The 25,924-nt window shown below is 68.4% G+C and carries 24 protein-coding genes; 14 read left to right on the top strand and 10 right to left on the bottom strand.

All coding sequences use genetic code 11. The annotated features are described in order from the left end of the window. Positions 1-75: 75 nt before the first annotated feature. Both AC4HOU_RS17095 and AC4HOU_RS17100 read right to left on the bottom strand, forming a co-directional pair. Entirely contained in the window at positions 76-1,965 is a 1,890-nt protein-coding gene (locus AC4HOU_RS17095) for a serine/threonine-protein kinase (RefSeq protein WP_490724750.1), read from the bottom strand. A 396-nt stretch (positions 1,966-2,361) separates the two neighbouring features. After that, on the bottom strand, positions 2,362-3,867 hold the full coding sequence (locus AC4HOU_RS17100) for a serine/threonine-protein kinase (RefSeq protein WP_194989938.1): 1,506 nt from the start codon (positions 3,865-3,867) through the stop codon (positions 2,362-2,364). Positions 3,868-3,976: 109 nt separating this feature from the next. Between AC4HOU_RS17100 and AC4HOU_RS17105 the strand changes: the two genes are divergently transcribed. From AC4HOU_RS17105 to AC4HOU_RS17125, 5 genes are all read left to right on the top strand, one after another. Next, entirely contained in the window at positions 3,977-4,747 is a 771-nt protein-coding gene (locus tag AC4HOU_RS17105) for a deoxyribonuclease IV (RefSeq protein ID WP_036539336.1), read from the top strand. A 99-nt stretch (positions 4,748-4,846) separates the two neighbouring features. Next, positions 4,847-5,782, top strand: a complete 936-nt coding sequence (locus AC4HOU_RS17110) for a TauD/TfdA dioxygenase family protein (protein WP_163809390.1) — start codon at positions 4,847-4,849, stop codon at positions 5,780-5,782. Positions 5,783-5,918: 136 nt separating this feature from the next. After that, positions 5,919-7,151 carry a CaiB/BaiF CoA transferase family protein gene (locus AC4HOU_RS17115; RefSeq protein ID WP_194989937.1) on the top strand — a complete coding sequence of 411 codons (1,233 nt, stop codon included), beginning with the start codon at positions 5,919-5,921 and terminating at the stop codon, positions 7,149-7,151. Next, complete coding sequence (locus AC4HOU_RS17120) at positions 7,148-7,327, top strand: hypothetical protein (protein ID WP_163809386.1); 180 nt, start codon at positions 7,148-7,150, stop codon at positions 7,325-7,327. Before AC4HOU_RS17115 ends, AC4HOU_RS17120 begins: the two co-directional genes overlap by 4 nt. After that, positions 7,318-8,247, top strand: a complete 930-nt coding sequence (locus AC4HOU_RS17125) for a hydroxymethylglutaryl-CoA lyase-like TIM-barrel protein (protein ID WP_194989936.1) — start codon at positions 7,318-7,320, stop codon at positions 8,245-8,247. The genes AC4HOU_RS17120 and AC4HOU_RS17125 overlap by 10 nt, the downstream gene beginning before the upstream one ends. A 146-nt stretch (positions 8,248-8,393) precedes the next feature. Here the strand turns inward: AC4HOU_RS17125 and AC4HOU_RS17130 are convergent, their stop codons facing one another. Continuing rightward, positions 8,394-9,554, bottom strand: a complete 1,161-nt coding sequence (locus tag AC4HOU_RS17130) for an MCE family protein (protein WP_267469111.1) — start codon at positions 9,552-9,554, stop codon at positions 8,394-8,396. A gap of 213 nt (positions 9,555-9,767) precedes the next feature. Between AC4HOU_RS17130 and AC4HOU_RS17135 the strand changes: the two genes are divergently transcribed. Beyond that, positions 9,768-11,120, top strand: a complete 1,353-nt coding sequence (locus AC4HOU_RS17135) for a cytochrome P450 (protein WP_194992364.1) — start codon at positions 9,768-9,770, stop codon at positions 11,118-11,120. A gap of 90 nt (positions 11,121-11,210) precedes the next feature. Here AC4HOU_RS17135 and AC4HOU_RS17140 read toward each other — a convergent pair whose 3' ends face one another. The 7 genes from AC4HOU_RS17140 to AC4HOU_RS17170 are packed head-to-tail and all read right to left on the bottom strand — an operon-like array spanning position 11,211 to position 17,056. Continuing rightward, positions 11,211-11,696 (bottom strand): glutathione peroxidase, encoded by a 486-nt coding sequence (locus AC4HOU_RS17140; protein WP_163809380.1) that lies wholly within the window; start codon positions 11,694-11,696, stop codon positions 11,211-11,213. After that, positions 11,693-12,916 carry a cytochrome P450 gene (locus AC4HOU_RS17145; RefSeq protein WP_163809379.1) on the bottom strand — a complete coding sequence of 408 codons (1,224 nt, stop codon included), beginning with the start codon at positions 12,914-12,916 and terminating at the stop codon, positions 11,693-11,695. Before AC4HOU_RS17145 ends, AC4HOU_RS17140 begins: the two co-directional genes overlap by 4 nt. A gap of 21 nt (positions 12,917-12,937) precedes the next feature. Then, positions 12,938-14,188, bottom strand: coding sequence for a hypothetical protein (locus AC4HOU_RS17150; RefSeq protein WP_490724751.1), 1,251 nt, complete (start codon positions 14,186-14,188; stop codon positions 12,938-12,940). 4 nt (positions 14,189-14,192) lie between these two features. Then, positions 14,193-14,744, bottom strand: a complete 552-nt coding sequence (locus AC4HOU_RS17155) for a Cif family virulence factor (RefSeq protein ID WP_163809374.1) — start codon at positions 14,742-14,744, stop codon at positions 14,193-14,195. Next, the gene (locus AC4HOU_RS17160) at positions 14,744-14,992 is read right to left on the bottom strand and encodes a ferredoxin (RefSeq protein ID WP_163809372.1); all 249 of its coding nucleotides are present in this window, start codon (positions 14,990-14,992) and stop codon (positions 14,744-14,746) included. Before AC4HOU_RS17160 ends, AC4HOU_RS17155 begins: the two co-directional genes overlap by 1 nt. Positions 14,993-14,994: 2 nt before the next feature. Continuing rightward, a complete protein-coding gene (locus AC4HOU_RS17165; protein WP_163809370.1) occupies positions 14,995-15,804 on the bottom strand; it encodes an SDR family oxidoreductase in 810 nt (269 codons plus the stop codon). A gap of 46 nt (positions 15,805-15,850) precedes the next feature. Further along, on the bottom strand, positions 15,851-17,056 hold the full coding sequence (locus AC4HOU_RS17170) for a cytochrome P450 (protein ID WP_194991472.1): 1,206 nt from the start codon (positions 17,054-17,056) through the stop codon (positions 15,851-15,853). A gap of 301 nt (positions 17,057-17,357) precedes the next feature. Here AC4HOU_RS17170 and AC4HOU_RS17175 point away from each other — a divergent pair, with 301 nt between their 5' ends. The 8 genes from AC4HOU_RS17175 (at position 17,358) to AC4HOU_RS17210 (ending at position 25,915) form a co-directional block, all read left to right on the top strand. Then, a complete protein-coding gene (locus tag AC4HOU_RS17175) occupies positions 17,358-18,836 on the top strand; it encodes an aldehyde dehydrogenase (protein ID WP_490724752.1) in 1,479 nt (492 codons plus the stop codon). 32 nt (positions 18,837-18,868) lie between these two features. Next, positions 18,869-19,621, top strand: a complete 753-nt coding sequence (locus AC4HOU_RS17180) for an SDR family oxidoreductase (RefSeq protein ID WP_163809363.1) — start codon at positions 18,869-18,871, stop codon at positions 19,619-19,621. After that, complete coding sequence (locus AC4HOU_RS17185; protein ID WP_195019919.1) at positions 19,618-20,499, top strand: NAD(P)-dependent oxidoreductase; 882 nt, start codon at positions 19,618-19,620, stop codon at positions 20,497-20,499. Before AC4HOU_RS17180 ends, AC4HOU_RS17185 begins: the two co-directional genes overlap by 4 nt. Before the next feature lie 67 nt (positions 20,500-20,566). Beyond that, positions 20,567-21,004, top strand: a complete 438-nt coding sequence (locus AC4HOU_RS17190; protein WP_194991469.1) for a carboxymuconolactone decarboxylase family protein — start codon at positions 20,567-20,569, stop codon at positions 21,002-21,004. 36 nt (positions 21,005-21,040) lie between these two features. Beyond that, a complete protein-coding gene (locus tag AC4HOU_RS17195; protein ID WP_195019920.1) occupies positions 21,041-22,513 on the top strand; it encodes an FAD-dependent oxidoreductase in 1,473 nt (490 codons plus the stop codon). Between the two features lie 19 nt (positions 22,514-22,532). Beyond that, positions 22,533-23,111: a TetR/AcrR family transcriptional regulator gene (locus AC4HOU_RS17200; protein ID WP_163809355.1), complete on the top strand. Its 579-nt coding sequence runs from the start codon at positions 22,533-22,535 to the stop codon at positions 23,109-23,111. Positions 23,112-23,133: 22 nt separating this feature from the next. Continuing rightward, the gene (locus AC4HOU_RS17205; RefSeq protein ID WP_163809353.1) at positions 23,134-23,610 is read left to right on the top strand and encodes a nitroreductase family deazaflavin-dependent oxidoreductase; all 477 of its coding nucleotides are present in this window, start codon (positions 23,134-23,136) and stop codon (positions 23,608-23,610) included. Positions 23,611-23,710: 100 nt separating this feature from the next. Further along, the gene (locus tag AC4HOU_RS17210) at positions 23,711-25,915 is read left to right on the top strand and encodes a molybdopterin oxidoreductase family protein (RefSeq protein ID WP_195019921.1); all 2,205 of its coding nucleotides are present in this window, start codon (positions 23,711-23,713) and stop codon (positions 25,913-25,915) included. Positions 25,916-25,924 lie beyond the last annotated feature (9 nt).

Consider the following 25,924-nt stretch of genomic DNA (forward strand, 5'->3'; position numbering starts at 1 on the left):
GACCAGTCTGTCGGCGTTCGCGCCCTCGCGCCATCGGGGAATCCACCCAGACCGCAGGGATGACCGGGGAATCGTTCAGTTCGGGGAGCTCAACGGCGCCGACTTCCACCACGTCAGCACCTGGTCGATGGTGCCGACGATGCCGTCGGTGTACATCAGGTACTGGGCGCGCTCGGGCTCGCCGGTGAAGACGGTGATCATCTTCGGCCCGTCGGAGTCGATCTTGTAGTTGGTGTAGGTCTGGCCGCCGTTGGCATCGGAGGACTTGGTCGCGCTCGCGGGCAGTCCGTCGATCACCGCCTGCACATCGGCGGCGCTGTCGTAGACGTAGAAGCGGTAGAACGGATCGTCGTTGTCGGCGCCGCCGTAGCAGCGCCACTGCCAGCCGTAGTTGCCGAAATCGGGTTCGCCGATCTCGGGTTCGGGCGCGTACTGCGGTTCGGTCTCCCAGCATTTGGCGTTGTGGTAGCCGACGTCACCGGTGCTCGAGGCAGGCACCATGGCCGGGAATTCCTTGCTGATCGAATCCGCCGTCGCCGGCACCGGGGCGACGCTGGTCGCGGTCGTGGTGGACGAGGTCGATCCGCTCGCCGAACTCGAATCGTTGCTCGCGACGGCGGCGATGATGCCGATGACCACCACCAGCAGCAGCACCAACCCGACGCAGATACCGATGATCAGGCCGGTGTTCTTCTTCGGCGACTGCGGCGAATACACCGGTGACATCGGCGGGGGCGACTGGTTGAATCCGGAGCGCTGCGCGTACGGATTCTGGTTCGCCATCGGCGGCGGCGGCGCGGGTACCGCGGGGCTGCTCGCGAACGGCTGCGGCTGCTGATGGGTGCCGCTGCCGAAGGGCTGCTGGTGCGTGCCACTGCCGTGCGGCTGCTGGTGCGTGCCGCTGCCGAAGGGCTGCTGGTGCGTGCCACTGCCGTGCGGCTGCTGGTGCGTGCCGCTGCCGAAGGGCTGCTGATGGGTGCCGCTGCCATGCGGCTGGGCCGTCGCACCGCTGGTGAACTGCGCGTTGGCCGTCGGATAGGGCGCCTGGGTCTGCCCCATCGCGGTGCGTGGTCCGCCCTGCAGCGGCATCCCCTGCGCGGTCGGGCCCGCGATCGGCATGGCGGGCGCGCTCGGCATGCTCAGCGCGTGCTGTGCGGCGGCGGCGAACTCCGAGCAGGAGGCGAAACGATCGTCGGGCCGCTTGGCCATCGCCTTGGCCAGCACACCGTCCAAGGCCTGCGGCAGGCCGGGCCGCACCGAACTCAGGGCGGGGGGCGGTGACTGGAGATGGCCCTGGATGACCGCGGCGGGGTTGGTGGCCTGGAACGGGCCGTGCCCGGTGAACAGCCAGAACAGGGTGCAGGCCAGCGAATACTGGTCGGAGCGGTGGTCCAGGGTCGCGCCGGTGAGCTGTTCGGGCGAGGCGTAGGCCAGGGTGGCGGTGAAGGTGCCGGTCTGGGTGAGGTGGCCGGTGTCGTCGCGCAGGCGGGCGATGCCGAAGTCGGTGAGGTAGACCCGTTCGCCGCGGCCCCCGGTGGAGCGAGCGAGCAGGATGTTGGCCGGTTTGACGTCGCGGTGCAGCACCCCCATGCCGTGCGCGTAATCGAGCGCGTCGGCGGTCTCTTTGATGATCTGCACCGCGCGTTCGGGCGGCAGCCTGCGCGGATCCACCGATGCGGCGTCGATGCCGTCGATGTAGTGCATCGAGATCCACAGCTGCTCGTCTTCGAGCCCGCGGTCGTAGACGGTGACGATGCTCGGGTGATCGAGCCGGGCGACCAGGTCCGCCTCCCGTTCGAACCGCGCCCGCACCTCCTTGTCGAAGAACATCTCGCGGTTCAGCAGCTTCAACGCCGTCATCCGCGGCAGCCGCGGATGTTTCGCGAGGTACACCGAGCCCATGCCACCGCGCCCCAGTTCGCGGTCGATGACATAGCCGGCGAAAACGTCGCCGTTGGCCAGCATTTCTGCTCCACTTCCCGCCGCCCACCGGGACCCACCGATGAACAGGCGTACAGGCAAAAAGAACACATGGTCGAACCTGTCTGGGCCCGACCACGGAAAGCACCGAAACCATAGCAGCAGTCCGGCACTCGGCCGCCGGGTCGCGGGAACCGGGCTCGGCTCGTCGACAGCCCCCACCAGCGCCATCTATCCGAGCGCGGCGCAGGCCCCGTCAGGACGTCGGCGAAGACGCCATCCGCGGCCCACGATCGCTCGCACCCGGCCCCGCGGACCGGGTCGTCGGTGACGTCGGTCCCGGCCCGGTCTGCGGTCGAGCAGTCCTACGTCCCGGAACAAGCCGTCAGCGGCACACGCCTCGAACAGCCGGCTTTCGGTCACCAGCCCCTGCGAGCTCGATCAGGCCTGCGACTCCGGCTCCGGCGGGGGCTGCCGCGGCTGGGCCGGTGAACCGCCGAACGGGGCCCTGCCGATCCGGCGCGGGGCGCCCGGCAGGTCGATCACCGCCGGGGTGGGTGGCCGGCGCGGCGCCTGCGGCGGCGGCCCGCTCTGCTGCGCCGAGTGCGGGACCGGCCGGGTTCCCGGCGGTGGCGCATCGCCCGGTCGGTGCTGCCCGCGGCGCGGTGGTTGACCGCCACCGGGGCCGCCATACGGGCCGTGCGACGGCATCGGAGCGGGTTGGTGCGGCGGGCCGGGCGGGAACCGGTTGTCCGGCCGTGACTCGGGGCCACGCGCGTGCGGTGCCACGGGTCGGCCGGTGGGCGAACTCAGCGGCGGCACGGGCGGTGCCACCGGGTGGCCGGTCGGTGAGCTCGGTGGCGGGCCAGGCGGTGGCGGTGCCGAGTGGCGGGGCGGCGCGGAATGCGGCGGCATCCCGGGATGGTGCGGACCGGGCACCCGGCCTTGTGGGTGGCGGTGCAGGGCAACACCACGCGAGGGCGGAGCCGCATGCGGCGGCGGCTGGTAACCGGCCGGCGGGCCGGGATGGCCGTGGCGCGGGCCCGGTGCGTGCGGTGCGGCCAGGTGCGCGCCGTGCGCGGGCAGCCATCCGGTGTAGGGCTGCGGCGCCCCGGCATTGCCCAGCGCCCGGCGTGCGGCGGCGGCGAACTCGGTGCAACTGGCGAACCGGTCGACCGGGTCCTTGGCCAGCGCGCGGGCGAGCACATCGTCGAGGGCGGGCGGCAGCCCTGGCCGGACCCGGCTCAGCCGCGGCACCGGAGCGGTCAGGTGGCCGTTGATCACGGCCGCCGGCGTGGGCGCCGCATAGGGCGAATCGCCGGTCAGCAGCCAGTACAGCGTGCAGGCCAGCGAGTATTGATCGCCGCGATGATCGAGTTTGGCGCCGGTGAGTTGTTCGGGCGCGGCGAAGGCGAGCGTCGCGGTGATCGTGTCGGCCGAGCTGAGCGTGGTGTCGCTGTCGCGCATGCCCGCGATACCGAAATCGGTGAGCAGCACCCGCTCGGGCTGCCCGATCGGCGCTTTGGCGAGCAGGATGTTCGCCGGTTTCACATCGCGGTGCAGCACCCGGTTGGCGTGCGCGAAATCGAGTGCGGCCGCGGTTTCGGCGACGATCTGCACCGCGCGCCCCGGCGCCAGCACATTCACATCGGCGATGGAGGCATCGGCGCCGGGCACGAACTGCATGGAGATCCACAGCTGCCGGTCCTCGGCGCCACGGTCGTAGACGGTGACGATGTTCGGGTGATCGAGCTGGGCGGCCAGATCGGCTTCGCGTTCGAAACGGCGCCGGATCTCGTTGTCGGTGTAGAGCTCCCGGTTGAGCAGCTTCAGCGCGGTCAGCCGGGGTAGCCGGGGATGCTTGGCCAGATAGACGGTGCCCATACCGCCGCGGCCGAGCACCTTGCGGATGGTGTAACCCACGAACTCGTCGCCAGGCGCCAGCACCGTACACACCCCCCTCTCCGGGTCGGATCCAATCCTACGGATGTATCTCGCCGACCCGCCAGGGCGCAACACCGGCGACGCTGTCGGTGGCGGTCGATATGGTGACTGCATGCGCATTGGAGCACATGTCCGGCTCGACAGCGATCCGATCGGCTGGGGTGAGAAACTCGGCGCCGATCTCATCCAGTTGTTCGTCGTCGATCCGCAGAGCTGGGATAAACCACAGCCGCATCCACGGGCCGAGCAGATCCTGGCCAGCCCGATCGATGTGGTGGTGCATTCGTCGTATCAGATCAATGTGGCCAGCCTGAACAATCGGCTGCGTATGCCGTCGCGCAATGCCGTCGCCCAGCAGGCGAAGGCCGCGGCCGATATCGGCGCGTTCGGCCTGGTGGTGCACGGCGGGCACGTCCGCTCCGATGAGGAGATCGAGGCGGGGATCGTCAACTGGCGCAAGTTGTTCGAACGTCAGCAGGACAAGGGCGGCTTCGCGGTACCGATCCTGATCGAGAACACCGCGGGCGGAAACCATGCCATGGCGCGGCATTTCGATTCGATCGCCCGGCTGTGGGACGCGGTCGGCGAGTTCGGTGCGGGCTTCTGCCTCGACACCTGCCACGCCTGGGCCGGTGGTGAAGACCTGGTCGGCGTGGTCGAGCGGATCCGGGCGATCACCGGGCGCATCGATCTGGTGCACCTGAATTCCTCCCGCGACGAGTTCAATTCCGGCGCCGACCGGCACGCCAATTTCGCCGACGGCACCATCGACCCGCAGCTGCTGGCCGAGGTCTGCCGCACCGCCGACGCACCGGTGATCCTGGAGACTCCGGCCGAGGGCGTCGCCGACGATATGGCGTATCTGCGCGAACACGTCGGCTGAGCGCCTGCGTTGGGATCAGGCCGACCGTAAACCTGTCGATGCGGGCGGGGCGGTGGTGTGCTCGCGGTATCAACATCCGCTCTCCCGCGAAGGTGCCTCATGACCGTCGACAACGCCACGTCCGCCGCCACCGTCTCGGTGGTCAAGCTCGGTTCCCGCATCGGTGCCCGGATCGACGGTGTCCGGCTCGGCGCAGATCTGGATGCCACGACCGTCGCCACGATCCACCGCGCGCTGCTGGAACACAAGGTGATCTTCTTCCGCGGCCAGCAGCACCTCGACGAGGACGGCCAGTACGCGTTCGCGCAACTGCTCGGCAGCCCGACCACTCCGCATCCGACCGTCACCTCGGCGGGAGTGAAATCGCTTGCCATCGATTCCGAACGCGGCCGCGCCAACAGCTGGCATACCGACGTCACCTTCGTCGACCGCGTTCCGAAGGCGTCGATCCTGCGCGCGGTGCGGCTGCCCTCCTACGGCGGCTCCACCACCTGGGCCTCGACCGTCGCCGCCTACGATTCGCTGCCCGACCCGCTCAAACTGCTGGCGGAGAATCTGCGCGCGGTGCACACCAATGCCTACGACTACGCCACACGCACCGGCACCGAACCCACCGATCATCAGCGCGAGTACCGGGCCGAGTTCGAGTCGACGCTGTACGAGACCGAGCATCCGGTGGTGCGGGTGCATCCGGAGACCGGCGAGCGGGCGCTGCTGCTCGGCCATTTCGTCAAGAATTTCGTCGGCCTCTCGGCGACCGAATCGCAGGCGTTGTTCCGGTTGTTCCAGGATCGGGTCACCAAGCTCGAGCACACCGTGCGCTGGAACTGGTCCGACGGTGACGTCGCGATCTGGGACAACCGCGCCACCCAGCACTATGCCGTCGACGATTACGACGATCAGCCGCGCAAGCTCACCCGGATCACCCTGGCCGGCGATATCCCGGTCGGCGTGGACGGCGCCCTCAGCACCGTCCGCACCGGTAATGCCGAGCATTACTCGATCATCGACGTCCCACGGGCCCACGCCGCCTGACCGGCCAGGGCCCGGCGGCGACGGCGCAAGGTCACCACGCACAACCCCGGGCGGGTGGGACCGGATACCGCCCGACACGACCCGCCCGGCGGAGGCGACCGCCGGGCGAGCACGCCCATGGTCCACACTGTTGGCCATGAGCATCAGGCCCCTGGACGGTGTGCGCGTCCTGGAACTCGGCAATTATGTGGCCGCACCGACCGCCGGACGTATCCTCGGCGATTTCGGCGCCGAGGTGATCAAGGTCGAACGTCCCGGCACCGGCGACGAGCTGCGCAATTGGCGCCTATACGGCGGCGACACCTCGATGCTCTATCGCACCATCAACCGCAATAAGAAGTCGATCACGCTGGATCTGCGCACCGAGGCCGGGCGCGCGGTGGTGCTCGACCTGGTGCGCCACTGCGATGTGCTGCTGGAGAACTTCCGGCCCGGCATGCTGGAGAAATGGGGTCTCGGACCCGAGGTGCTCGAGGCCGCCAACCCGAATCTGGTGATCACACGCATCTCCGCCTACGGCCAGACCGGGCCGCTGGCCGCCCGCCCAGGGTTCGCCGCGGTGGCCGAGGCAGTGGGCGGACTGCGTGAGCTGGTCGGCGACCCGGACCGCCCGCCGGTGCGGGTCGGTGTGTCCATCGGCGATTCCATCGCCGGGATCTACGCCGCGTTCGGCACGGTGATGGCATTGTTCCAGCGCGAGCGCAGCAGCACGGCGGTGCCGCTGGCGCAGCGGGTGATCGATGTGGCGCTCAACGAGGCCATCTTGTCGGTGATGGAATCGCTGGTCCCGGACTATCTGGCCTACGGCATCAACCGCGAGCGGGTGGGCGGCCGGATGGAAGGCATCGCACCGAGCAACGCCTACCCGTGCTCCGACGGCACCAGCATCATCATCGGCGGTAACGGCGACGCCATCTTCCAGCGCTACATGAAGGTGATCGAACGCCCCGACCTCGCCGCCGACCCGGAACTACAGGACAACGCCGGCCGCTGGCGGCACCGCGACCGCCTCGACGCCGCCATCGGCGAATGGACGATCCGGCATACCCGCGCGGAGGCGCTGCGCGTCCTGGAAGAGGCCGCGATCCCGTGCGGGCCGATCTACACCGCCGCCGATATCGTCGCCGACGAGCAGTACGCCGCGCGCAATATGATCCAGCACTTCCCGGTCGACGTCGGCGAACCCGAACCCAAACAGGTGGGCTTCACCGGCATCGTCCCGGTGATCGGTGACCGGTCGCTGCCGATCCGTTCGGTGGGCCCGGATCTCGGCGAGCACACCGGCCAGGTGCTGACCGAGCTGCTCGGCATGACCGAGGCCGAGGTCGACGCCCTCACCGGCGCGCGGGAGCAGGAGGCGGCCTCGTGAGGCGCCGTCGTACCCCGCGCCGTCCACCGGCCCGCGGCCGCTGGGAGCTGAAGGCCCCCGAACATCGCCGCCCGACCGTGCACCCCAATCCGGCGGGCATGAACGAGAAACCGTGCGGCGGTGTGATGTGCGTTCCGCCGCAAGCCCAGGACAAGCGGGCCCCGCGATGGCTGTGACCGCCGCTCCGCTGCTGCGCGATGTCACCCTGCGCGATGGTCTGCAATTGACCGGTAAGCCGTTGCCGGTGGAGCACAAGGTCGAGATCGTGCGCAGGCTGCTCGCGCTCGGCGTGCCCGCGCTGGAGATCGGTTCGCTGGCGCGCCCGGATCTGGTGCCGCCGATGGCCAACAGCATGGAACTGGTCGCGGCTCTGACGCCCGAGGAACTCGAGCACTGCTGGCTGTGGGTAGCGACGCCGCGCCACGTGGAGAAGGCCGCCGCGGCGGGCGTGCGCAATTTCCAGTACTGCTTCTCGGTGTCGGACGCGCACAACCGCGCCAATATCGGTCGCGATACCGAGGCCAGCGTCGCCGCCATGCCCGACGCCGTGCGCATCGCCCGGGAAGCGGGCGGCTCGATTCAGTTGTGCCTGGCCACCGCGTTCACCTGTCCGTTCGACGGCCGGGTCGATCCGGCGCGGGTGCTGGCCATCGCATCCGATCCGCGCACCGAGGGCTCCGATGACATCGTGCTCGCCGACACGCTCGGACAGGCCTATCCCGCCGAGGTCTCGGCCCTGGTGAGCGCGGTGCGCGAGCGGACACCGCAGCGGCGCATCGTCTTCCACGGCCACGACACCTGGGGCATGGGCGTGGCGAACTCTCTGGCCGCGATCGGCGCGGGCGCCGCCATGGTGGACGGCTCGCTCGGCGGGCTCGGCGGCTGCCCGTTCGCCCCTGGTGCCAGCGGCAATACCGCCACCGAGGACCTGCTCTTCGCCACCCGCCCGGGCTGGTTCACGCCCGCCGTGCTGGCCGAGCTGGTCGGGCTCACCGACGGCATCCTCGGCGAACTCGGCGAGCCGAATCGTTCGCGCACCACACAGGGCGCACGTTCGGAGGCGCGAGCGTTCGACTGGGTGATCCGCACATCCTGACCGCGCGGCGGCGGCTCGCGGCGACCGATCCGGGTCGATGGATCGCACCGGCCGGGCGCTGTGCGGCACCAGCCGTCACCGGGCTGCCGTCGACCACCGCCGCCGACTACCGCGGTGACGTTGCGGCGACCGCGCCGGGGCGGTCCTCACCGAGGTGCCATGCCCGGCAGCCCGGCGAACAGCACCTGGAACACCGACGGACCGTTCGAGTGCAAGGTCGTCGACGGTGCGTACGGATCGGATTCGGCGGTATCGGTGACCACATAGGGCGCATGCGAGCCGGGCACTCGATCGAGAATGCCGTCGCAGCGTGGCCCGCCGGTCGCATTGACCTTCGGTGCGTCCTCCGGATATTTGTACGCCTCCGCGCCGTACATGAAACTCGCGTTGAAGATCGCGCCCGGCTTGATGCCGCCGATCATGGCCTCGGCCAGTGGCATGGCCTTGGCCAAGCCGCGCACCACACAGTTGAGCACCGGCTTGTATTCGTGCAGCAACTGCGCGGTCGGCAGCAGCAGTTCCAGCCCGGACACCAGCGGCTGTTCGCTTTCCCCGAGCACCGCGCCGGTGGTGTCGGCGAGGCCGATGAGATCGAGTAGCAGAGTGTCCAGCTCGGCGGTGTGCGCGCCGACGGTGGCGCTGGTGACGGTGGCATTGCCAAGGGTGCGCAGCAGGTCGGGCGCCGTATCGGCGTAGGTCTCGGTGACCTGGGCCGCGCCCGCCACATCGCGGCGCAGCGCGGGCAGGTGCGGGTTGATCTCGCGCAGATATCGGTCGGCGTCGGCGAGCAGATCGCCCATGGTCGCGCCGCGTCCGTGCAGCGCGGTGCCGATGGCGGTGAGGGTGGCGTTGAGCTGGGCGGGATCGATGTGGTCGAGCACATCGGTGAGTCGCTGGAAGACAGTATTGAATTCCACGGTCACGTCCTCGGCCCGCACCACCGCCCCCGGGCGCAGCGACGCCGTCGACGCGCGCGCGGGCGCCACGAAGTTGACGTACTTCGCGCCGAACACCGTGGTGGAGCGGATATCGACGCTCGCATCGGCGGGTACCAGCCCCAGCAGATCCGGCTCCAGTTCGAGCCGCAACCGCGCTCGGTCCCCCGCGTGCTCGATGCCGACGACCCGGCCGATCTGCGCGCCGCGAAACCGCACCTTGGCGTCCGGGTCGAGCACCAGCCCGCTGCGCGGTGCCTCGACGGTGACGGTCGCCGTCGTCGCGAAGCCGCCCGCGTACATCGACCAGGTGAGCACCAGCACTCCGGCGAGACCGAAAACCATTGCGGCCGCGGCGATTTTCCAGCGCAGTAGCTGCCACGTCACCCGGAGCAGCACGAAACGTTCGGTCCCGGTGTGTTGTCTCGAATCCACCGCTCACCTGCTTACCGACGAACCGGTACGGCACTGCCGCCTTGCGGACCGGGCGCGATCGAGGATCGCTTGCCGGGCCCAGTCGTGTCGTAGTACTGTCCAGACACGTGTCCATCATATGTCTGGACAGTGATCACCGGGAGGTTTTCGATGACTCTGGTGCAGCCGCAACGAGTTTCCGGCGGCGACTCCGAATACGGCCATCTCGACGAGTTCCGGGTCGACCCGATCGCGCTGATGCGCCGTGTGCGGGAGGAATGCGGCGACGTCGGCGCGTTCGAACTCGCCGGAAAACGGGTCATCCTGCTGACCGGGGCCGAGGCCAACGAGTTCTTCTTCCGCGCGGGCGATGAGGATCTGGATCAGGGTGCGGCGTATCCGTTCATGAAACCGATCTTCGGTGCGGGTGTGGTGTTCGACGCCAGCCCCGAGCGTCGCAAGGAAATGCTGCACAACCAGGCCCTGCGCGGCGATCAGATGCGCGGGCACGCCGCGACGATCGCCGCCGAGGTGGATCGGATGGTGGCGAACTGGGGTGATTCGGGAGAAATCGACCTGCTCGATTTCTTCGCCGAACTGACCATCTACACCTCCTCGGCCTGCCTGATCGGGGTGAAATTCCGCAATCAGCTCGACGGCCGGTTCGCGCAGCTGTATCACGATCTCGAACGCGGTACCGACGCACTGGCCTATGTGGATCCGTACGCACCGATCGAGAGTTTCCGCCGCCGCGATGCCGCGCGCCGGGAACTGGTGGCGCTGGTGCAGGAGATCATGGACACCCGCGCGGCGAATCCGCCCGCCGATGCCGGCGATCGCGACATGCTCGACGTGCTGGTCTCGGTGCCCGGCGAGGACGGCAAGCCACGATTCAGCGCCAGCGAGATCACCGGCATCTTCATCTCGATGATGTTCGCCGGGCACCACACCACCTCGGGTACCGCGGCGTGGAGCGTCATCGAATTGCTGCGGCACCCGGAGCAATTGCGGAAAGTGGTCGCCGAACTCGATGAGCTCTACAGCGACGGCTCCGATATCAGTTTCGGTGCGCTACGGCAGATCCCACAGCTCGAGGCGGTCCTGAAAGAGACGCTGCGGCTGCATCCGCCGCTGATCATCCTGATGCGGGTGGCGCGCGATGAATTCGAGGTGTGCGGTAGCCGGATCGAGCCCGGCGATATGGTCGCGGCGAGCCCGGCGATCTCGAACCGGATCGCCGAGGATTTCCCGCACCCGGATACCTTCGATCCCGGCCGCTATATCGATCCGAACCAGGAAGACATCCTCAACCGGTGGACCTGGATTCCGTTCGGCGCGGGCAGGCACCGCTGCGTCGGCGCGCCCTTCGCCTTGATGCAGTTGAAGGCGATCTTCTCGATCCTGCTGCGGGATTGGGAATTCGAGATGACCTTGCCCTCGGAGCAATACCGCAACGACCACAGCAAGATGGTGGTGCAGCTGGCGAAGCCCTGCACGGTGCGCTATCGCAGACGACAGAAATGAACAAATGAACAATGGGGCCCGCTCAGCCGAGCGGGCCCCATTGTTCATTGCCGCTTCAGAGCAGCGTGGTGCGTCCGTGCGGGTGCTAGGTCAGAGCAGCGCTTCGACCGCGGCGACCAGCGCGGCGTCGTCGGGAGTGGTGCGCGGACGGAACCGGCCGGCCACCGTGCCGTCGCGGGCGATCAGGAACTTCTCGAAGTTCCACTGGATATCGCCTGCCGCGCCCTCGGCGTCGGCCGTCTCCACCAGCCCCTGGTACAGCGGGTGCCTGCCCTCACCGTTGACGTCGGTCTTCTCCAGCAGCGGGAAATCCACGCCGTAGGTCATCGAGCAGAACTGCTGGATTTCCTCCGCGGTGCCCGGCTCCTGGCCCATGAACTGATTGCACGGCACGCCGACCACGCTGAATCCGCGGTCGCCGTAGCTCTTCTGGAGCTCGACCAGGCCCGAATATTGCGGGGTCAGCCCGCATTTGGAGGCCACGTTCACCAGCAGCACGACCCGGTCACCGACGAGTCCGGCGAGCGTGGACTGCTCACCGGACAGCGTGCGCACCGGAATGTCTCGAACGTTCACTCGTATCGCACCTGCCAATTCTTGATTCCGTTGATCCACCCCGAGCGCAACCGTACCGGATCGGCCACCGGGGTGATCTCGGGCATCGCGTCGGCAATGGCGTTGAACATGAGGTCGATTTCCAGCTTGGCCAGGTTGGCCCCGACGCAGTAGTGCGCGCCGGTGCCGCCGAAACCGACGTGCGGATTCGGGTCGCGCAGGATATCGAAGGTGAACGGGTCGGTGAAGCCGTCTTCATCGAAATTGGCCGAGCTGTAGAACAGGCCGAGGCGCTGACCTTTGGCGATGTGCTGTCCGCCCAGGGTGAGGTCCTCGGTGGCGGTGCGCTGGAAGGCGGTCACCGGGGTGGCCCAGCGCACGATTTCATCCGGTGCGGTGCGCGGGCGTTGCTCGCGGTAGAGCTCCCACTGTTCGGGATGGTCCACGAATGCCTTCATGCCGTGGGTGATCGCGTTGCGGGTGGTCTCATTGCCGGCGACGGCGAGCAGGATGACGAAGAACCCGAATTCGTCGGAGCCGAGCCCTTCGCCGTCGAGATCGGCGTTGATCAGTTGGGTGACGATATCGTCGACCGGGGTGGCCCGGCGCTGCTCGGCCATATTCCAGGCGTAGCCGAGGATTTCGGCCGAGGCCATGGTGGAATCGCCGTATTCGGGGTCGTCGTAGTTGAGCATCTGATTCGACCAGTCGAACAGCTTGCGCCGATCCTCTTGCGGAACGCCCAGCAGTTCGGCGATGGCCTGCAACGGCAACTCGCACGCGACCTGGGTGACGAAATCCCCGCCTCCGGTCTTCTTGGCCTCGTGCACGATCTTCGCGGCCCGTTCGGTGAGCGCCGCGCGTAGACCCTCCACCGCCCGCGGGGTGAAACCCTTGGAGATGATCCGGCGGATCTTGGAGTGCTTCGGCGGGTCCATATTGACCAGCAGTGCGCCGGTCACCTCCATCTGCTCGGGGGTGATGTCACCCGGCAACCGGATGATCGCGCCCTTTTCCTGCGAGGAGTACAGCTCCGGATGACGCGAGATCTCCTTGATATCGGCCAGCTTGCTGACCACCCAGAAGCCGCCGTCGCGGAAACCGCCGGAGCTCTCATCGGTTTGGGCGTTCCACCAGACCGGCGCGGTCCGGCGCAACTGCGCGAATTCCTCGACGGGGCTGCGTTCGGCCCACAGGGCCGGGTCGGTGAAATCGAATCCCGTGGGCAAGGTCGATGTCATGGGGTGTCCTTTCGGAATCGGTCACACGACCGTGAGGGGCAGCGGGATGCCGCGGTCGGCGAAGGTGAAACCGGCACCGGTGCTGACCTTGGCGATCGCGACTTCGATGGCCTCCCTGGCGGGCTCGTCGCCCAGCGCGATCCTGGCCGTCCATTCGTCCTCGGCCATGGCGGTCGCACTGACGTGGAAGCACGAATTGACCCCGCGCACCATGGCATCGAGCGCCTTGGTGTGCTCTGGAGCGATCAGCGCCGGCCACGCGCCGTCGGCGACGGCATCGCTGTGCCGGGGGAAACGCAGCAGCACCGTGTCACCCTCCGCTTCCACCCGGATGCCGGTGTAGGGCAACGGGTTGACGGCGGGATGGTGGCGCAACACCTCGATCAGCGCGGGCACATCGGTGCCGAGCCCGAGCGCCGTGCGCAACCGTTCCGAGGTCAAACCGGCAATACCCGCGAATTGTTTGCGCAGGATATCGAGCGCGGATTCCGGATCCGTGCGCCTGCGCACCGCGATCGCGAAGGCGAGGGTGAGCAGATGATGTTGCAGGCACACCTCATCGGCCAGCCGGATCAGCGCCGAACGGGAGAAATCGGCGAAGCGGATATCGCTGAGCAGCGGCCCCGCATAGTCGCCGCGTCCTTCCTCGCCGGGATCGATGGCCGTCAGCCTGGTGTGCGCCGCCGCTGATCCCGCGACCAGCTCCGCGCCCTCCGGAACCGGTGGCGGGATATGGGCCGGATCGATGGTAACCGTCCACGCGCACACCGGCTTCCGGTCGGCCGGCTCGCGCGGCGGGCGATGCACCGGCCGCACCTGAGCGTGCGGATTGGTCGCCAGGGCCGTGGCGTCGAAGGTGGGGTCTTCGATGTCATGGCACATGGCGATGACGAAATCGGTACCGAGCGGCTCGACATCGGCCAGCGCTCCGCAATGGTCGAGCCAGAATTCGCCGTGCCGCTCGTCGTGTAACCGGTACCGGAAATCCATGAATTGTGGTGGGGCGCCGATATCGAATTGGAGCCCCTTGAAGATGGTCTCCACCGTGTCCCCGGTGAAACCGAGGGCTCGCTGCATGCGGCGGGTGTAGACCGGGCTGGCCAGCTGCCATTCGGTGATGGCCACCTCGGTCATGCCCTCGCGCCCGAAAGCGCCGATGGTGTGCGCCATTCCGGAGCGATCGATCAGATGCCCGCTCAACAGCAGTTCCGGCAGCAGCGTCGCGAGCGTGTCCCGCGAGAGATCCGCGTAATTGCTCATCGGTTCGGACATGCCGTCACCACAGCGGAACCGGGGATTCACCGATGCGGTACCAGCCGGGCAGCGGCTCACCCGATACCGAACGCTGGATCCGCTTCTGCATGCCTTCGGTCAGCGCGTTCTGCTGGATCATCTCCATGAACAGCGCCGACACATTGCCGAAGTCGAAGAAATCGCGCTGCCACGACCACTGGAAATTGCCACCGTAGCGGAACCAGCTGCCGCCGATACCGTGCGGACTGTAGTGGCTGCCGTCGGCCCTGGTGACATCGGCGAGCTGCTTCCACAGCCCGATGACATTGCCCGACCGCTCATCGATGACGAATTCCTGATAGGGATAGGTCCACCCCTCCAGGCCCTGCATCTCCTGCACCAGCGCCAGATCCCGGATCTCGTCGCGACCGACCGCCATGAATTCCTGGGTCGGGCCGTAGTTCCAGCCGTAGGTGGCGTCCTCGGTGTACATCTCGGCCAGCGGCGCCCAGTCACGCTTGTCCTCACAGCTGCGGTTGGCCTCCACCCAGCGCCGCACCATCTCGTCGAGTTCCGCGCGATCGAAACCTGCCATCACCGTCTACCTTCCTGAGATTCGCCGGTCCCGCTCGACGCGGAATCGGTGGCGGCATCGTCGACGATCGACAACGCCTGGGTCGGGCAGTACCGCACTGCCCGTTCGATGTCCGGGCGGGCGGCGTCATCGGGGTTCTCGTTCTCGACGACGACCTGCCCGCGTTTGGGGACCGTGAAGATGTCGGGGGCCTCGTCCTGGCAGACCGCATGCCCCTGGCACAGATCCAGATCGACCCGTATCCGCACCGCTACTCCCCTTCCGGCGCGCGCCGGGAGGTGCGGCGCTGCCGTAGCGGCGCCTCCGGCTGCACCTCCACCGACACCAGATGCGATCCGCGCGGCGTACTCACCACCGCCACCACCGCGGCCGCGAGATCGGAGGCCCGCAGCATGTACGGATGCCGGGCGAAACCCCAGTCCTTCCAGTCCTCGAGCAACGGACCCACCACCTCGGGGGTGGAATTCATGCCCATGCCGGTGAGCGTCGGGCCTGGTCGCACCATGGAGGCGCGGATCCCGCTGCCCTCCAATTCCATCCGCAACTGGGTGACCATGGCTTCCAGCCCGGCCTTGGCGGCGCTATAGGCGCCGGTGCGCGGACGCGGCGCGGGCGCACAGTCGGAGCTGATCAGCACCAGATCGCCGCGCTGCCGCTCGACCATGCCCGGCAGTACCGCGTGCACCAGCCGGTGCGCGCCGATCAGATGCACCTGCACCTGCTGGGCAAAACGTTCCGGGTCCATCTCCTCGACCAGCGAGAATTCGATATCACCCGCGCCGGAGACCAGGATCTCGGCCGGGCCGTGCGCCCGCTCGGCGGCCGTAACGAATTCCTCGACCGAGGCCGCGTCGGTGACGTCGAGCCGCTGGGCGATGGCCTCGCCGCCGTCGGCGCGGATCTTGCCGGCGAGTTCTTCGCACAGCTCCACGCGCCGGGCGCCGAGCGTCACCGGGTGGCCGAGTTCGGCGAGGGCGACGGCGGTGGCGGCGCCGATGCCGGAGGACGCGCCGGCGATCAGGGCGGGCCGCCGGGCGGGGTGGGGTTCGAAGCGCGGCATCAGCGCACCTCCTGTCTCGGGGTGTGATCGGTTCGGGTGGGCGGCGTCATCGGGGCCGCACCGAGATCGGAAGCCGGGCGAACCCGCGCACATTGGTCGAATGCACCCGCTCGACCTCCGCCTCGTGCACCTCGTAGGCGCGCGTGCGGGCGGCGAACTCCTCGAGCGCGACGGTGGCCTCCAGGCGGGCCAGGTGCGCGCCGAGGCAGAAGTGCACGCCCGCACCGAAACTCACCAGCGCACCCTTGTCGTTGCGTTCGATGCGGTAGCTGTCGGCGTCGTCGAACACCTCGGCATCGCGATTGGCCGAACCGATCAGCAGCAGTACCTTCGACCCCGCCGGGATGACGCCACCGTGCTGCGGGATATCCACCGTCGCGGTGCGCGCGACGATCTGGCTCGAGGTGTCATAGCGCAGGGTCTCCTCGACCCAATCGGCGACCATGCCCGGGTCGGCGGCGACCTTGGCGTACTCGCCGGGATTGCGCGCTCCCCAGTACAGCGCATTGCCGAGCAGTTTGGTGGTGGTCTCGTTCCCGGCGATCACCATCAGGAACATGAAGCCGATGATTTCCTGATCGGTGAGGCGGTCGCCGTCGATCTCGGCGTCGAGCAGCGCGGAAGTGAGATCGTCGAGTGGCTGCTTGCGGCGCTGGGCCACCATCTCGGTGTAGTAGCCGATCAGCGCGACCGAGGCCTCGATGGCGGCCATCGGCACGTCGAGCACACCGTCCTCGCGGTGGACCACCAGGTCGGCGAGCCTGCGGATCTCGGCGCGATCGGCGGCGGGCACCCCGAGCATCTCGGAGATGACGTCCATCGGCAGTTTGCCCGCGAAATCCTCGATCCAGTCGAGCTTCTCGCCCGCGAAGCCGGGTTCGAGATGTTCGAGGGTGAGCTCGCGGATGCGGTCGGTCATCTCGGCGACCCGTTTGGGCGTGAATCCTTTGAACACCAGCCGGCGCATCCGCATATGCCGCGGATCGTCCATGGCCAGGAACGACATCACGTGATGGGCGTGCGGCCCCCACGCGGCGGGATCCAGCGATACCCCGTTGGCACTGGAGAGCCGGGTGGCATCACGGAAGCCGGCGAAGACGTCGGCGTGCCGGGACAACGCCCAGAAATCCAGGTCGGGGTTGTAGTACAGCGGCGCCTCGGCGCGCAGCCGCCGATAGACGGGGTAGGGATCCTCGTGGAAGGCGTAGTCATAGGGATCGAAGATCAGTGGTTCCACCGACGCGGCCGTCATCGCGCCCACCTCGCATTCGATAACCAGTTCTCCGCTGAGATCCGGCCGTCACCGTCCGGTAGAGACACATAGCTGGACATGTGTCTGGACGGTACCAGCGTCCCCGCCCGCCGACAACGATTCCGGCGGTTTAGCCAGCATTATTGCCCTTCGCGTACCGATTTCCCCGCACGAAGCAGTCGGGTTGCGCCCACCGTGGATCCCCGTGGCGGTTGACTGGTTTTCTAGAACAAGTTCTTGCCTAACCGAAAGAGCCCGGACTATATTCCGTACACCTGTCCAGACACTTACGGAGTCGACTATGAACAGTCTGCTGTCCGCAGACGGTGCTCCCCTGCTGATCGGCGCGACGCTGATCGACAAGGGCGGTGCCGGCGTCTTCAGCACCGTGAACCCGGCGACCGAGGAGGAACTCGGGCACGCCGCCAATGCCGACGCCGCCGATATGGACGCTGCCATCGCCGCCGCCCGCACGGCTTTCGACACCACGGACTGGTCCCGCGACCACGCCTTCCGCGCGCACTGCCTCACTCAGCTGCGCACCGCGCTCCAGGACAATGTCGAGCAGCTGCGCGAGATCACCGTCGCCGAGGCGGGCGCGCCCATCATGTTCACCCGCGGACCGCAGCTGGAAGGCCCGATCGCCGACCTGGACTTCGCCGCGAAGCTGGCCGAGAACTACAACTGGGAAACCGATCTCGGCGTCGCCGCGCCGATGGGCATCAGCAGCCGCCGGGTGCTGCGGCGCGAGGCGACCGGCGTGGTCGGCGCCATCACCCCGTGGAATTTCCCGCACCAGATCAATTTCGCCAAGCTCGGCCCGGCGCTCGCGGCGGGCAATACCGTCGTGCTCAAACCCGCGCCGAACACCCCGTGGTGCGCGGCGGCGGTCGGACGGATCATCGCCGAGCACACCGATATCCCGGCGGGCGTGGTGAACATCGTGACCTCCGATGATCACAGTCTCGGCGCGCAGCTGAGTTCCGACCCGCGCGTGGACATGGTGAGCTTCACCGGGTCCACCGCCACCGGTCGCGCGGTGATGACGGCGGCCGCGGCCACCATCAAGAAGACCTTCCTCGAACTCGGCGGTAAATCGGCGGCCATCGTGCTCGACGATGCCGATATCGGCGCGGCCGTCGGCGTCACCGCCTTCTCGGTGTGTGTGCATGCCGGGCAGGGCTGTGCGCTGACCACCCGGCTGCTGGTCCCCCGCGCCGCCTACGAGCAGGCCGTGCAGATCGCGGCGACCACCATGGGCGGCATAGTCCCCGGCGATCCGTCCGCCCCCGGCACCGTCTGCGGCCCGCTCATCTCGGCCCGGCAGCGCGACCGGGTGGAACGTTATCTGGCGATCGCCCGGGACGAGGGCGGGCGCATCGTGGCCGGCGGCGGACGTCCGGCCGGGCGCGACCGCGGCTACTTCATCGAACCGACGCTGATCGCCGACGTTGCACCCGACTCCGCCATCGCCACCGAGGAGATCTTCGGCCCGGTGCTCGTGGTGATCCCGCACGACGGCGACGACGACGCCATCCGCCTGGCCAACGACTCCCCCTACGGCCTGTCCGGCGCGGTATGGGGCACCGATCCGGAACGCATCCGCCGCGTCACCGACGGCGTGCGCACCGGGACGCTCGGCGTCAACGGCGGCATCTGGTACTCCGCCGACGCACCGTTCGGCGGATACAAGCAGTCCGGAATCGGGCGCGAGATGGGCGTGGCCGGGTTCGAGGAATACCTGGAAACCAAGCTCATCGCCACCGCCGAACCCAGCTGACCGCCACCCCTACCTCATCAGGAGCACCCATCATGGTCCGTTTCACCGGAAAGTCGGCCATCGTCACCGGAGCCGCGCGCGGCATCGGCGCCGCCTACGCCCAAGCCTTGGCCGCCGAGGGCGCCAATGTCGTGGTCGCCGACCGCAATACCGAACTCGGCACGGCGGTCGCGGAGAAGATCGTGGCCGACGGCGGCTCGGCCGTCTTCGCCGAGGTCGACGTCTCCGATCCGGAATCCGCCACGGCGCTGGCCGATTTCACGGTCGAGAAATTCGGCGGCATCGACCACCTGGTCAACAATGCCGCCATCTACGGCGATATGAAGCTGGACCTGCTGCTCACCGTGCCGTGGGACTACTACCAGCGGTTCATGAACGTCAACCTCAACGGCGCGCTGATCATGACCCGCGCGGTCTGGCAGCACATGGCCGCGCGGGGCGGCGGGTCGATCGTCAACCAGTCCTCCACCGCGGCGTGGGTGTATTCGGGGTTCTACGGGCTGGCGAAGGTCGGCATCAACGGCCTGACCCAGCAGCTGGCCTTCGAGCTCGGTGGTTCGAAGATCCGCATCAATGCGATCGCCCCCGGACCTATTGATACCGAAGCCACCAAAACCGTGACGCCGGGTGTCATCGTCGAGGACATGATCAAGCGGCTGCCGCTCAAGCGGATGGGCACCCCGGAGGATCTGGTCGGCGCCTGCCTGTACCTGTTGTCGGACGAGGCGAGCTGGGTCACCGGACAGATCTTCAATGTCGATGGCGGGCAGGTGTTCCGGTCGTGAGTACCCCGGAGGCCGGTGCCAGGGTCGGCTTCATCGGCCTGGGGAGCATGGGCGCCCCGATGGCGAAGCGGCTGCTCGACTGGCCGGGCGGGCTCACCGTCTGCGATACCCGCGCCGAGGCGGTGGCGCCGTTCACCGACGCCGGCGCCGAGTCCGCGTCCACGGCGGCCGAACTCGCCGCCAAGTGCGCGGTGATCTCGGTGGTCGTGGTCGACGACGCGCAGGTCCGCCAGGTGGTGGCCGGTCCCGGCGGGCTGCTGGAGACCGCCGCCCCCGGCACCGTCGTCGCGGTGCACTCCACCATCAGCGATTCGACGGCGGTCGACCTGGCCGCTCGATGCGCCGAGCACGGAGTGGAACTGGTCGACGCACCGGTCAGCGGTGGCGCGCCCGGCGCGAACCGTGGTGCGCTGGCGGTGATGGTCGGCGGCAGCGAGACGGCCTTCGCCCGAGTGCGCGAACCGTTCAGGTGTTTCGGCGACCTCATCGTGCACGCCGGGCCGGTGGGTGCCGGAACTCGAATGAAGCTGGCCCGCAACCTGGTTCATTTCGTCGCCTTCACCGCGGCCACCGAGGCCCAGCGGCTGGCCGAGGCGGCCGGACTCGATATCACCACGCTCGGCAAGGTGGTCCGCCATTCCGACGCCGTGACCGGTGGGCCCGGCGCCATCATGCTGCGCGAGCGCACCGGCCCGATCGCCGAGGGCGATTTCTGGCTGCCGATCATGGGCCACGTGCGCGATCTCGGCGACAAGGATCTGGCCCTGGCGCTGGATCTGGGCCGCAGGCTCGGCATCGACCTGCCGCTGGCCGCGCTGGCGCGCGAGCATCTCGGGCCGGGTCTCGGTGTTCCGCCGCCCGCGCCGGAGGGCTCATGAGCCGACGATCAAGCCACGCGCCGACCCCATCGGGCGCCCCGACCACCGCCGACCAGGAGATGCCCGCATGAGCGAACCGACCGAACCCAACGGCACCCAACCCACCCTGCGTGAACGCGGCCTGGCGAAGATGGAGGAGGTGTACGGCACGCCCTTCCAGGACTATCCCAGCGACCATTTCGCGATGACCGCCGACCACCTGTTCGCCAACGTCTGGTCCCGGCCGGGCTTGAGCATCCGCGATCGCAGGCTGGTGCTGCTCGGCGCGCTCACCGCCCAGGGCCTGATGGACACCGCGGCCATCCAGATCGGGGCTGCCCTGCGCAACGGTGAACTCACCGAGGAAGAACTGCACGAGATCGCACTGTTCCTGTGCCACTACATCGGCTGGCCGAACGGCAGCAAGCTCGACATCTCGATCACCACGATCGTCGGGCAGCAGAAGAAGGCGGCGCGGGACAAGCAGAAGCAGCAGGAATCCGCAGCCGAGCCACCGAAGCCATGACGTCGCGCGGACCCGGATTTGTGAGGAGTACACAGCATGGCTGAATCGACACCGACCACCGTTCGCCCGCTGCCCGTGACGGAGGTGGCGAGCTGGGATCACACCGCCGACGTCGTCGTCGCCGGTTACGGCATCGCCGGGGTGTGCGCCGCGATCGAGGCCGCACGCGCCGGCGCGAGCGTGCTGATCCTGGAACGCACCGGCGGCTGGGGTGGTGCGGCCGCGCTGGCCGGCGGATTCATCTACCTCGGCGGCGGCACCCCATTGCAGCGGGCGCTCGGCTTCGACGACACCCCGCAGAACATGGCCGAGTTCCTGCTGGCGGCGCTCGGACCGGGGGCGGACCGGGAGAAGATCATCGACTACTGCGAGGGCAGCGTCGAACACTACGAATGGCTGGTGGCCAACGGGGTGCCGTTCAAGGAGGAGTTCTGGGCCGAACCCGGCTGGGAGCCGCCACACGACGAGGGCCTGATGTACACCGGCGGCGAGAACGCGGCGCCGTTCAACACCATCGCCGACCCGGCCCCGCGCGGCCACGTGCCGCAGATGGCCGATAAGCGCACCGGGGAGAAGGGCGGCGGCTACATGCTCATGAAGCCACTGGCCGAGACCGCCGAAAAGCTCGGCGTCGGTGTCGAATACGACATGCGGATCCAGCGCCTGGTGGTCGACGGCGAGCGGGTGGTCGGCGTGATCGCCAAACGCTACGGACAGCAGGTCGCGATCCGAGCCGAGCGCGGCGTGGTGCTCGCCACCGGCAGCTTCGCCTACCAGCAGCAGATGATCGAGGGGTACGCACCGCGGCTGATCGGACGGCCCGCGGCCGCCATCGAGGAACACGACGGCATCGGCATCCGGGTGGCCCAGGCCCTCGGCGCCGAGCTGGCCCACATGGACGCCACCGAGGTCGCCTTCTTCGGCGATCCGCAGATGCTCGCGCGCGGCATCCTCGTCAACGGGCGCGGCCAGCGCTACATCGCCGAGGACACCTATCCCGGCCGGATCGGCCAGGCCACCCTGATCCAGCAGGACAACCAGGCCTATCTGATCATCGGCGAGGCCGCCTACGAACAAGCGCTCATCACCGAGACCTCGACTCCCTTCTTCCGTCAGCCGCCCACCTGGGCCGCGGAATCGGTCGCCGAACTCGAGTCCGAGATGGGGCTGCCCGCGGGCGCGCTCACCTCGACGGTCGAGGTGTACAACCGGCACGCCGCTGAGGGCGCCGATCCGCTGCTCGGCAAGAAGCCGGAATGGGTGACGCCGATCGAGGGCGCGGTCGCCGGCTTCGACATGCGCGGATTCACCGCGGGATTCACCCTCGGCGGGCTGCGCACCGATCTGGACAGCCGGGTGCTGCACGTCGACGGGCAACCCATCGCCGGGCTGTACGCCGCCGGGCGCTGCACCTCCGGGATCTGCGCCGGCGGCTACGTCAGCGGGGCCTCGCTCGGCGACGGCAGCTTCTACGGACGCCGCGCGGGCATCGCCGCGGCCAAGAACTGAGAATGTAGTATCCAGACACATGTCCGAAGGCGATTCCATCATCCTCGAGGCGACCCGGCGTCGCCTCACCGAGAAGCAGGCCGACACCGTCGACAAGCTGACCAAGGCGGCGGTGGAGGTCCTCGCGCGCGAAGGATTCGCGGGGATGACCATCCGGATGGTCGCCGCGGCGGCCGGGGTCGGCACGGCCACCGCCTACACCTACTTCTCCTCCAAGGAACATCTGGTCGCCGAGATCTTCTGGCGGCGGCTGGCGGCCTCACCGTCGCCGGTCAGCGACGACCCCGACCCCAAGGTCCGGGTGGTTGCCGAACTGCGCAATATCGCCATGCTCGTCGCCGATGAGCAGCAGGTGTCCGGCGCGGTGACCAGCGCACTGCTCGGCCGCGATCCCGATGTGGCGCATCTGCGCGGCCGGATCGGCGGCGAGATCCGCAAACGGATCGTGCGCGCGCTCGGTGCCGATGCCGACGACGACGTCGTCGAATCGCTGGAACTGCTCTACGCGGGCGCCTTGGTGCGCGCGGGCATGGGATATGGCTCGTACTCCGAAATCGCCGACCGCATCGAGAAATCCGCGCTGCTCATCCTGGGCTGACCTCACCTGAACGGAAACCGCTGTGCCGACCAAACGCCCACCCAAGCTCGATTCGCCGTTGGTACCGAAGATCATCAAGCTCATGTCGCGCGCGCATGTGTGGCTGTACCAGCGCAGCGGCGGCCGGATCGGCAAGAACTGGCGCGTCGGGGCAGCCTTCCGCAAACCCGCGCCCAATCTGCTGCTCGAACATCGAGGACGCAAGTCCGGCAAGGTGTTCACCACACCGCTGGTGTACCTGGTCGACGGCGCGAATCTGGTGGTCGTGGCCTCACAGGGCGGGCTGCCGAACAATCCGCAGTGGTACCACAATCTGGTCGCCGATCCCGAGGCCGCGGTGCAGATCGGCACCGAACGCCGGCTGGTGCGGGCCCACGTCGCCGACGATGCGGAGCGCGCGCGGTTGTGGCCGATGCTGGTGGATCTGTACGCCGATTTCGACAGCTACCAGTCGTGGACCGACCGAAAGATTCCGGTGGTCGTCCTCGAACCCCGGTAATTCGGCTGAGCTGCCGAGAAATCCGACCGTAGTCGGATCTATCCGGCCCGTTCACCCGATAGCGTGGACTCCGACGTCGACAGAAGGGGCGGGTTCATCGATGAGCACGAGAACGGTCGCGCGGCAGTGCACGCTGTGCGAGGCGCATTGCGGAATCCTGGTCACGGTCGAAGACGAGCGGGTCACCCGCATCGAGGGCAATCGCGAGGACGTGCTGTCCAAGGGCTACATCTGCCCGAAGGCCACGGCCATGGGCGGCCTGCACCACGATCCGGACCGGCTGCGCACGCCGATGCGGCGCGTCGGCGACGGCTTCGAGCCGATCGGATGGGACGAGGCGTTCGGCGAGATCGGCCGGCGTCTCCGCGCGATCCGCTCCGCGCACGGCCCCAGCGCCATCGGCATGTACATGGGCAACCCGGCCGCGCACAGCACCTCGGTGCTCTACGGCGGCCTGCTGCGCGCCGCCCTGATGACCAGGAACTTCTTCTCCGCCTCCTCGATCGACCAATTCCCGCAGGAATTCACGGCCTGGCGGATGTTCGGTTCCAACGTGCTGATGCCGGTGGCCGATATCGACCGCACCGACCGGCTGGTGATCCTCGGCGCCAACCCGGCGGTCTCGAACGGATCCATCACCACCATGCCCGGCGCCAAGCAGCGCATCCGCGATGTGCGCGGGCGCGGCGGCAGCGTCGTCGTCATCGACCCGCGGCGCACCGAGACGGCGCGGCTGGCCGACGAGCACGTCGCCGTCGCACCGGGCGGAGATGTGTATCTGCTGCTCGGCATGCTGCACGTGCTGGTCGCCGAAAAGTTGTACGACGAGCGCGCCGTGGGCGAACAATGCGCCGGCTGGGAACGGTTGCGCCGCTTGGTCGCCGACACCACGCCGGAAACCATGGCACCGCACGCGGGCGTCGACGCCGACACCATCCGGCGCCTGGCCCGCGATCACGCGGCGGCGCCCTCGGCGGTGCTGTACGCCAGGATCGGGGTGTGCCAGCAGGTCACGGGCACGCTGACGCACTGGCTGGTCAACACGATCAACGCCGTCACCGGAAATCTCGACCGGGCCGGCGGCCAGATGTTCGGCACTCCACCCGTCGACGCCGCTCGCTACGCGAAATACCTGCCGATGGGCCACGGCGCGTGGACCGACCGCTCGGGAGCGCACAAATCCTTCCGCAGCGAGCTACCCGTCGGTGTGCTGGCCGAGGAGATCCTGACCGAGGGGCCCGGCCAGATCAAGGCGATGATCACCTACGCCGGGAATCCGGTGCTGTCCACCCCGCAGGGCGGGCGGCTGGAAGCGGCGCTGTCCTCGCTCGATTTCTATGTGGCCGTGGACATGTACATCACCGAGACCACGCGCCACGCCGATATCATCCTGCCGCCGGTGTCCCCGCTGGAACGCGAGGAACTCAACATCCTGTTCCCGGTGTTCAGTGTGCGCAACAACGCCCGCTACGACGCCAAGGTGTTCGACCCACCCGCCGATGCCATGGAGGACTGGCAGATCCTGGCCCGGCTGATCACCGAGGTGGTGCCGCTGCCCGTCCGCCGGCTCACCGGGCGCGCCGCCGATGCGGTGTTCGCGCAACTGAGTCCGCAACGGATGATCGCCGCCGCCGTCGCGACGGGCCCGTACGGTGTGCTGCGCAAGGGTCGTAAGGGGTTGACCATCAAGCGGATCCGCGAGGCCGCGGGCGGCGTCGACCTCGGCCCCTTGCGGCCGCGGCTGCCCGAACTCATCGGTACCCGCGACCGTAAGGTGCAGCTCGCGCCGCCCGACTTCCTGCGCGCCATCACCGCCGTGCTCGACGATGCCGCGGCCGGTCGGGCACTGACCGCCCCCGGCGAAGGCTTCGACCTCAAACTCATCGGCCGGCGCCACCTGCGCAGCAACAATTCCTGGCTGCACAACATCCCGACGATGATGAAGGGCCGCGACCGCTGCACCGTGCTCATGCACCCCGACGACGCCACCGAACGCGGTCTCGCCGACGGTGATTCGGCCACCGTCGCCTCCCCCGTCGGCGCGATCACGCTGCCGGTCGAGATCAGCGACGACATCCGCCGCGGCGTCGTCGCCATCCCGCACGGCTGGGGCCATGGTGCACCCGGCGTCGGCTGGAGTGTGGCCGCCGCCAAGCCGGGCGTCAACGTGAACCTGCTGCACGACCCGTCGCTCACCGACCCGCTCTCGGGCGCGGCCGCGGTGAACAACACCTGGGTGCGGGTGAGCGCGGTGACGCCCGGCGCCGCCGCGACGGCCGCGGTGTCGACCACCGCGGCGCCCTGACCGATATCC

It is taken from the genome of Nocardia sp. JCM 38205, assembly GCF_058222935.1.

What these genes read in the sequence shown, in the direction of transcription:
- AC4HOU_RS17175 (WP_490724752.1), top strand. Translation starts at nt 17,358, where the DNA reads ATGAACAGTCTGCTGTCCGCAGACGGTGCTCCCCTGCTGATCGGCGCG.
- AC4HOU_RS17145 (WP_163809379.1), bottom strand. Translation starts at nt 12,916, where the DNA reads ATGACATCGACCTTGCCCACGGGATTCGATTTCACCGACCCGGCCCTG.
- AC4HOU_RS17150 (WP_490724751.1), bottom strand. Translation starts at nt 14,188, where the DNA reads ATGTCCGAACCGATGAGCAATTACGCGGATCTCTCGCGGGACACGCTC.
- AC4HOU_RS17135 (WP_194992364.1), top strand. Translation starts at nt 9,768, where the DNA reads ATGACTCTGGTGCAGCCGCAACGAGTTTCCGGCGGCGACTCCGAATAC.
- AC4HOU_RS17155 (WP_163809374.1), bottom strand. Translation starts at nt 14,744, where the DNA reads ATGGCAGGTTTCGATCGCGCGGAACTCGACGAGATGGTGCGGCGCTGG.
- AC4HOU_RS17170 (WP_194991472.1), bottom strand. Translation starts at nt 17,056, where the DNA reads ATGACGGCCGCGTCGGTGGAACCACTGATCTTCGATCCCTATGACTAC.
- AC4HOU_RS17190 (WP_194991469.1), top strand. Translation starts at nt 20,567, where the DNA reads ATGAGCGAACCGACCGAACCCAACGGCACCCAACCCACCCTGCGTGAA.
- AC4HOU_RS17180 (WP_163809363.1), top strand. Translation starts at nt 18,869, where the DNA reads ATGGTCCGTTTCACCGGAAAGTCGGCCATCGTCACCGGAGCCGCGCGC.
- AC4HOU_RS17115 (WP_194989937.1), top strand. Translation starts at nt 5,919, where the DNA reads ATGAGCATCAGGCCCCTGGACGGTGTGCGCGTCCTGGAACTCGGCAAT.
- AC4HOU_RS17110 (WP_163809390.1), top strand. Translation starts at nt 4,847, where the DNA reads ATGACCGTCGACAACGCCACGTCCGCCGCCACCGTCTCGGTGGTCAAG.
- AC4HOU_RS17095 (WP_490724750.1), bottom strand. Translation starts at nt 1,965, where the DNA reads ATGCTGGCCAACGGCGACGTTTTCGCCGGCTATGTCATCGACCGCGAA.
- AC4HOU_RS17210 (WP_195019921.1), top strand. Translation starts at nt 23,711, where the DNA reads ATGAGCACGAGAACGGTCGCGCGGCAGTGCACGCTGTGCGAGGCGCAT.
- AC4HOU_RS17105 (WP_036539336.1), top strand. Translation starts at nt 3,977, where the DNA reads ATGCGCATTGGAGCACATGTCCGGCTCGACAGCGATCCGATCGGCTGG.
- AC4HOU_RS17200 (WP_163809355.1), top strand. Translation starts at nt 22,533, where the DNA reads ATGTCCGAAGGCGATTCCATCATCCTCGAGGCGACCCGGCGTCGCCTC.
- AC4HOU_RS17195 (WP_195019920.1), top strand. Translation starts at nt 21,041, where the DNA reads ATGGCTGAATCGACACCGACCACCGTTCGCCCGCTGCCCGTGACGGAG.
- AC4HOU_RS17165 (WP_163809370.1), bottom strand. Translation starts at nt 15,804, where the DNA reads ATGCCGCGCTTCGAACCCCACCCCGCCCGGCGGCCCGCCCTGATCGCC.
- AC4HOU_RS17125 (WP_194989936.1), top strand. Translation starts at nt 7,318, where the DNA reads ATGGCTGTGACCGCCGCTCCGCTGCTGCGCGATGTCACCCTGCGCGAT.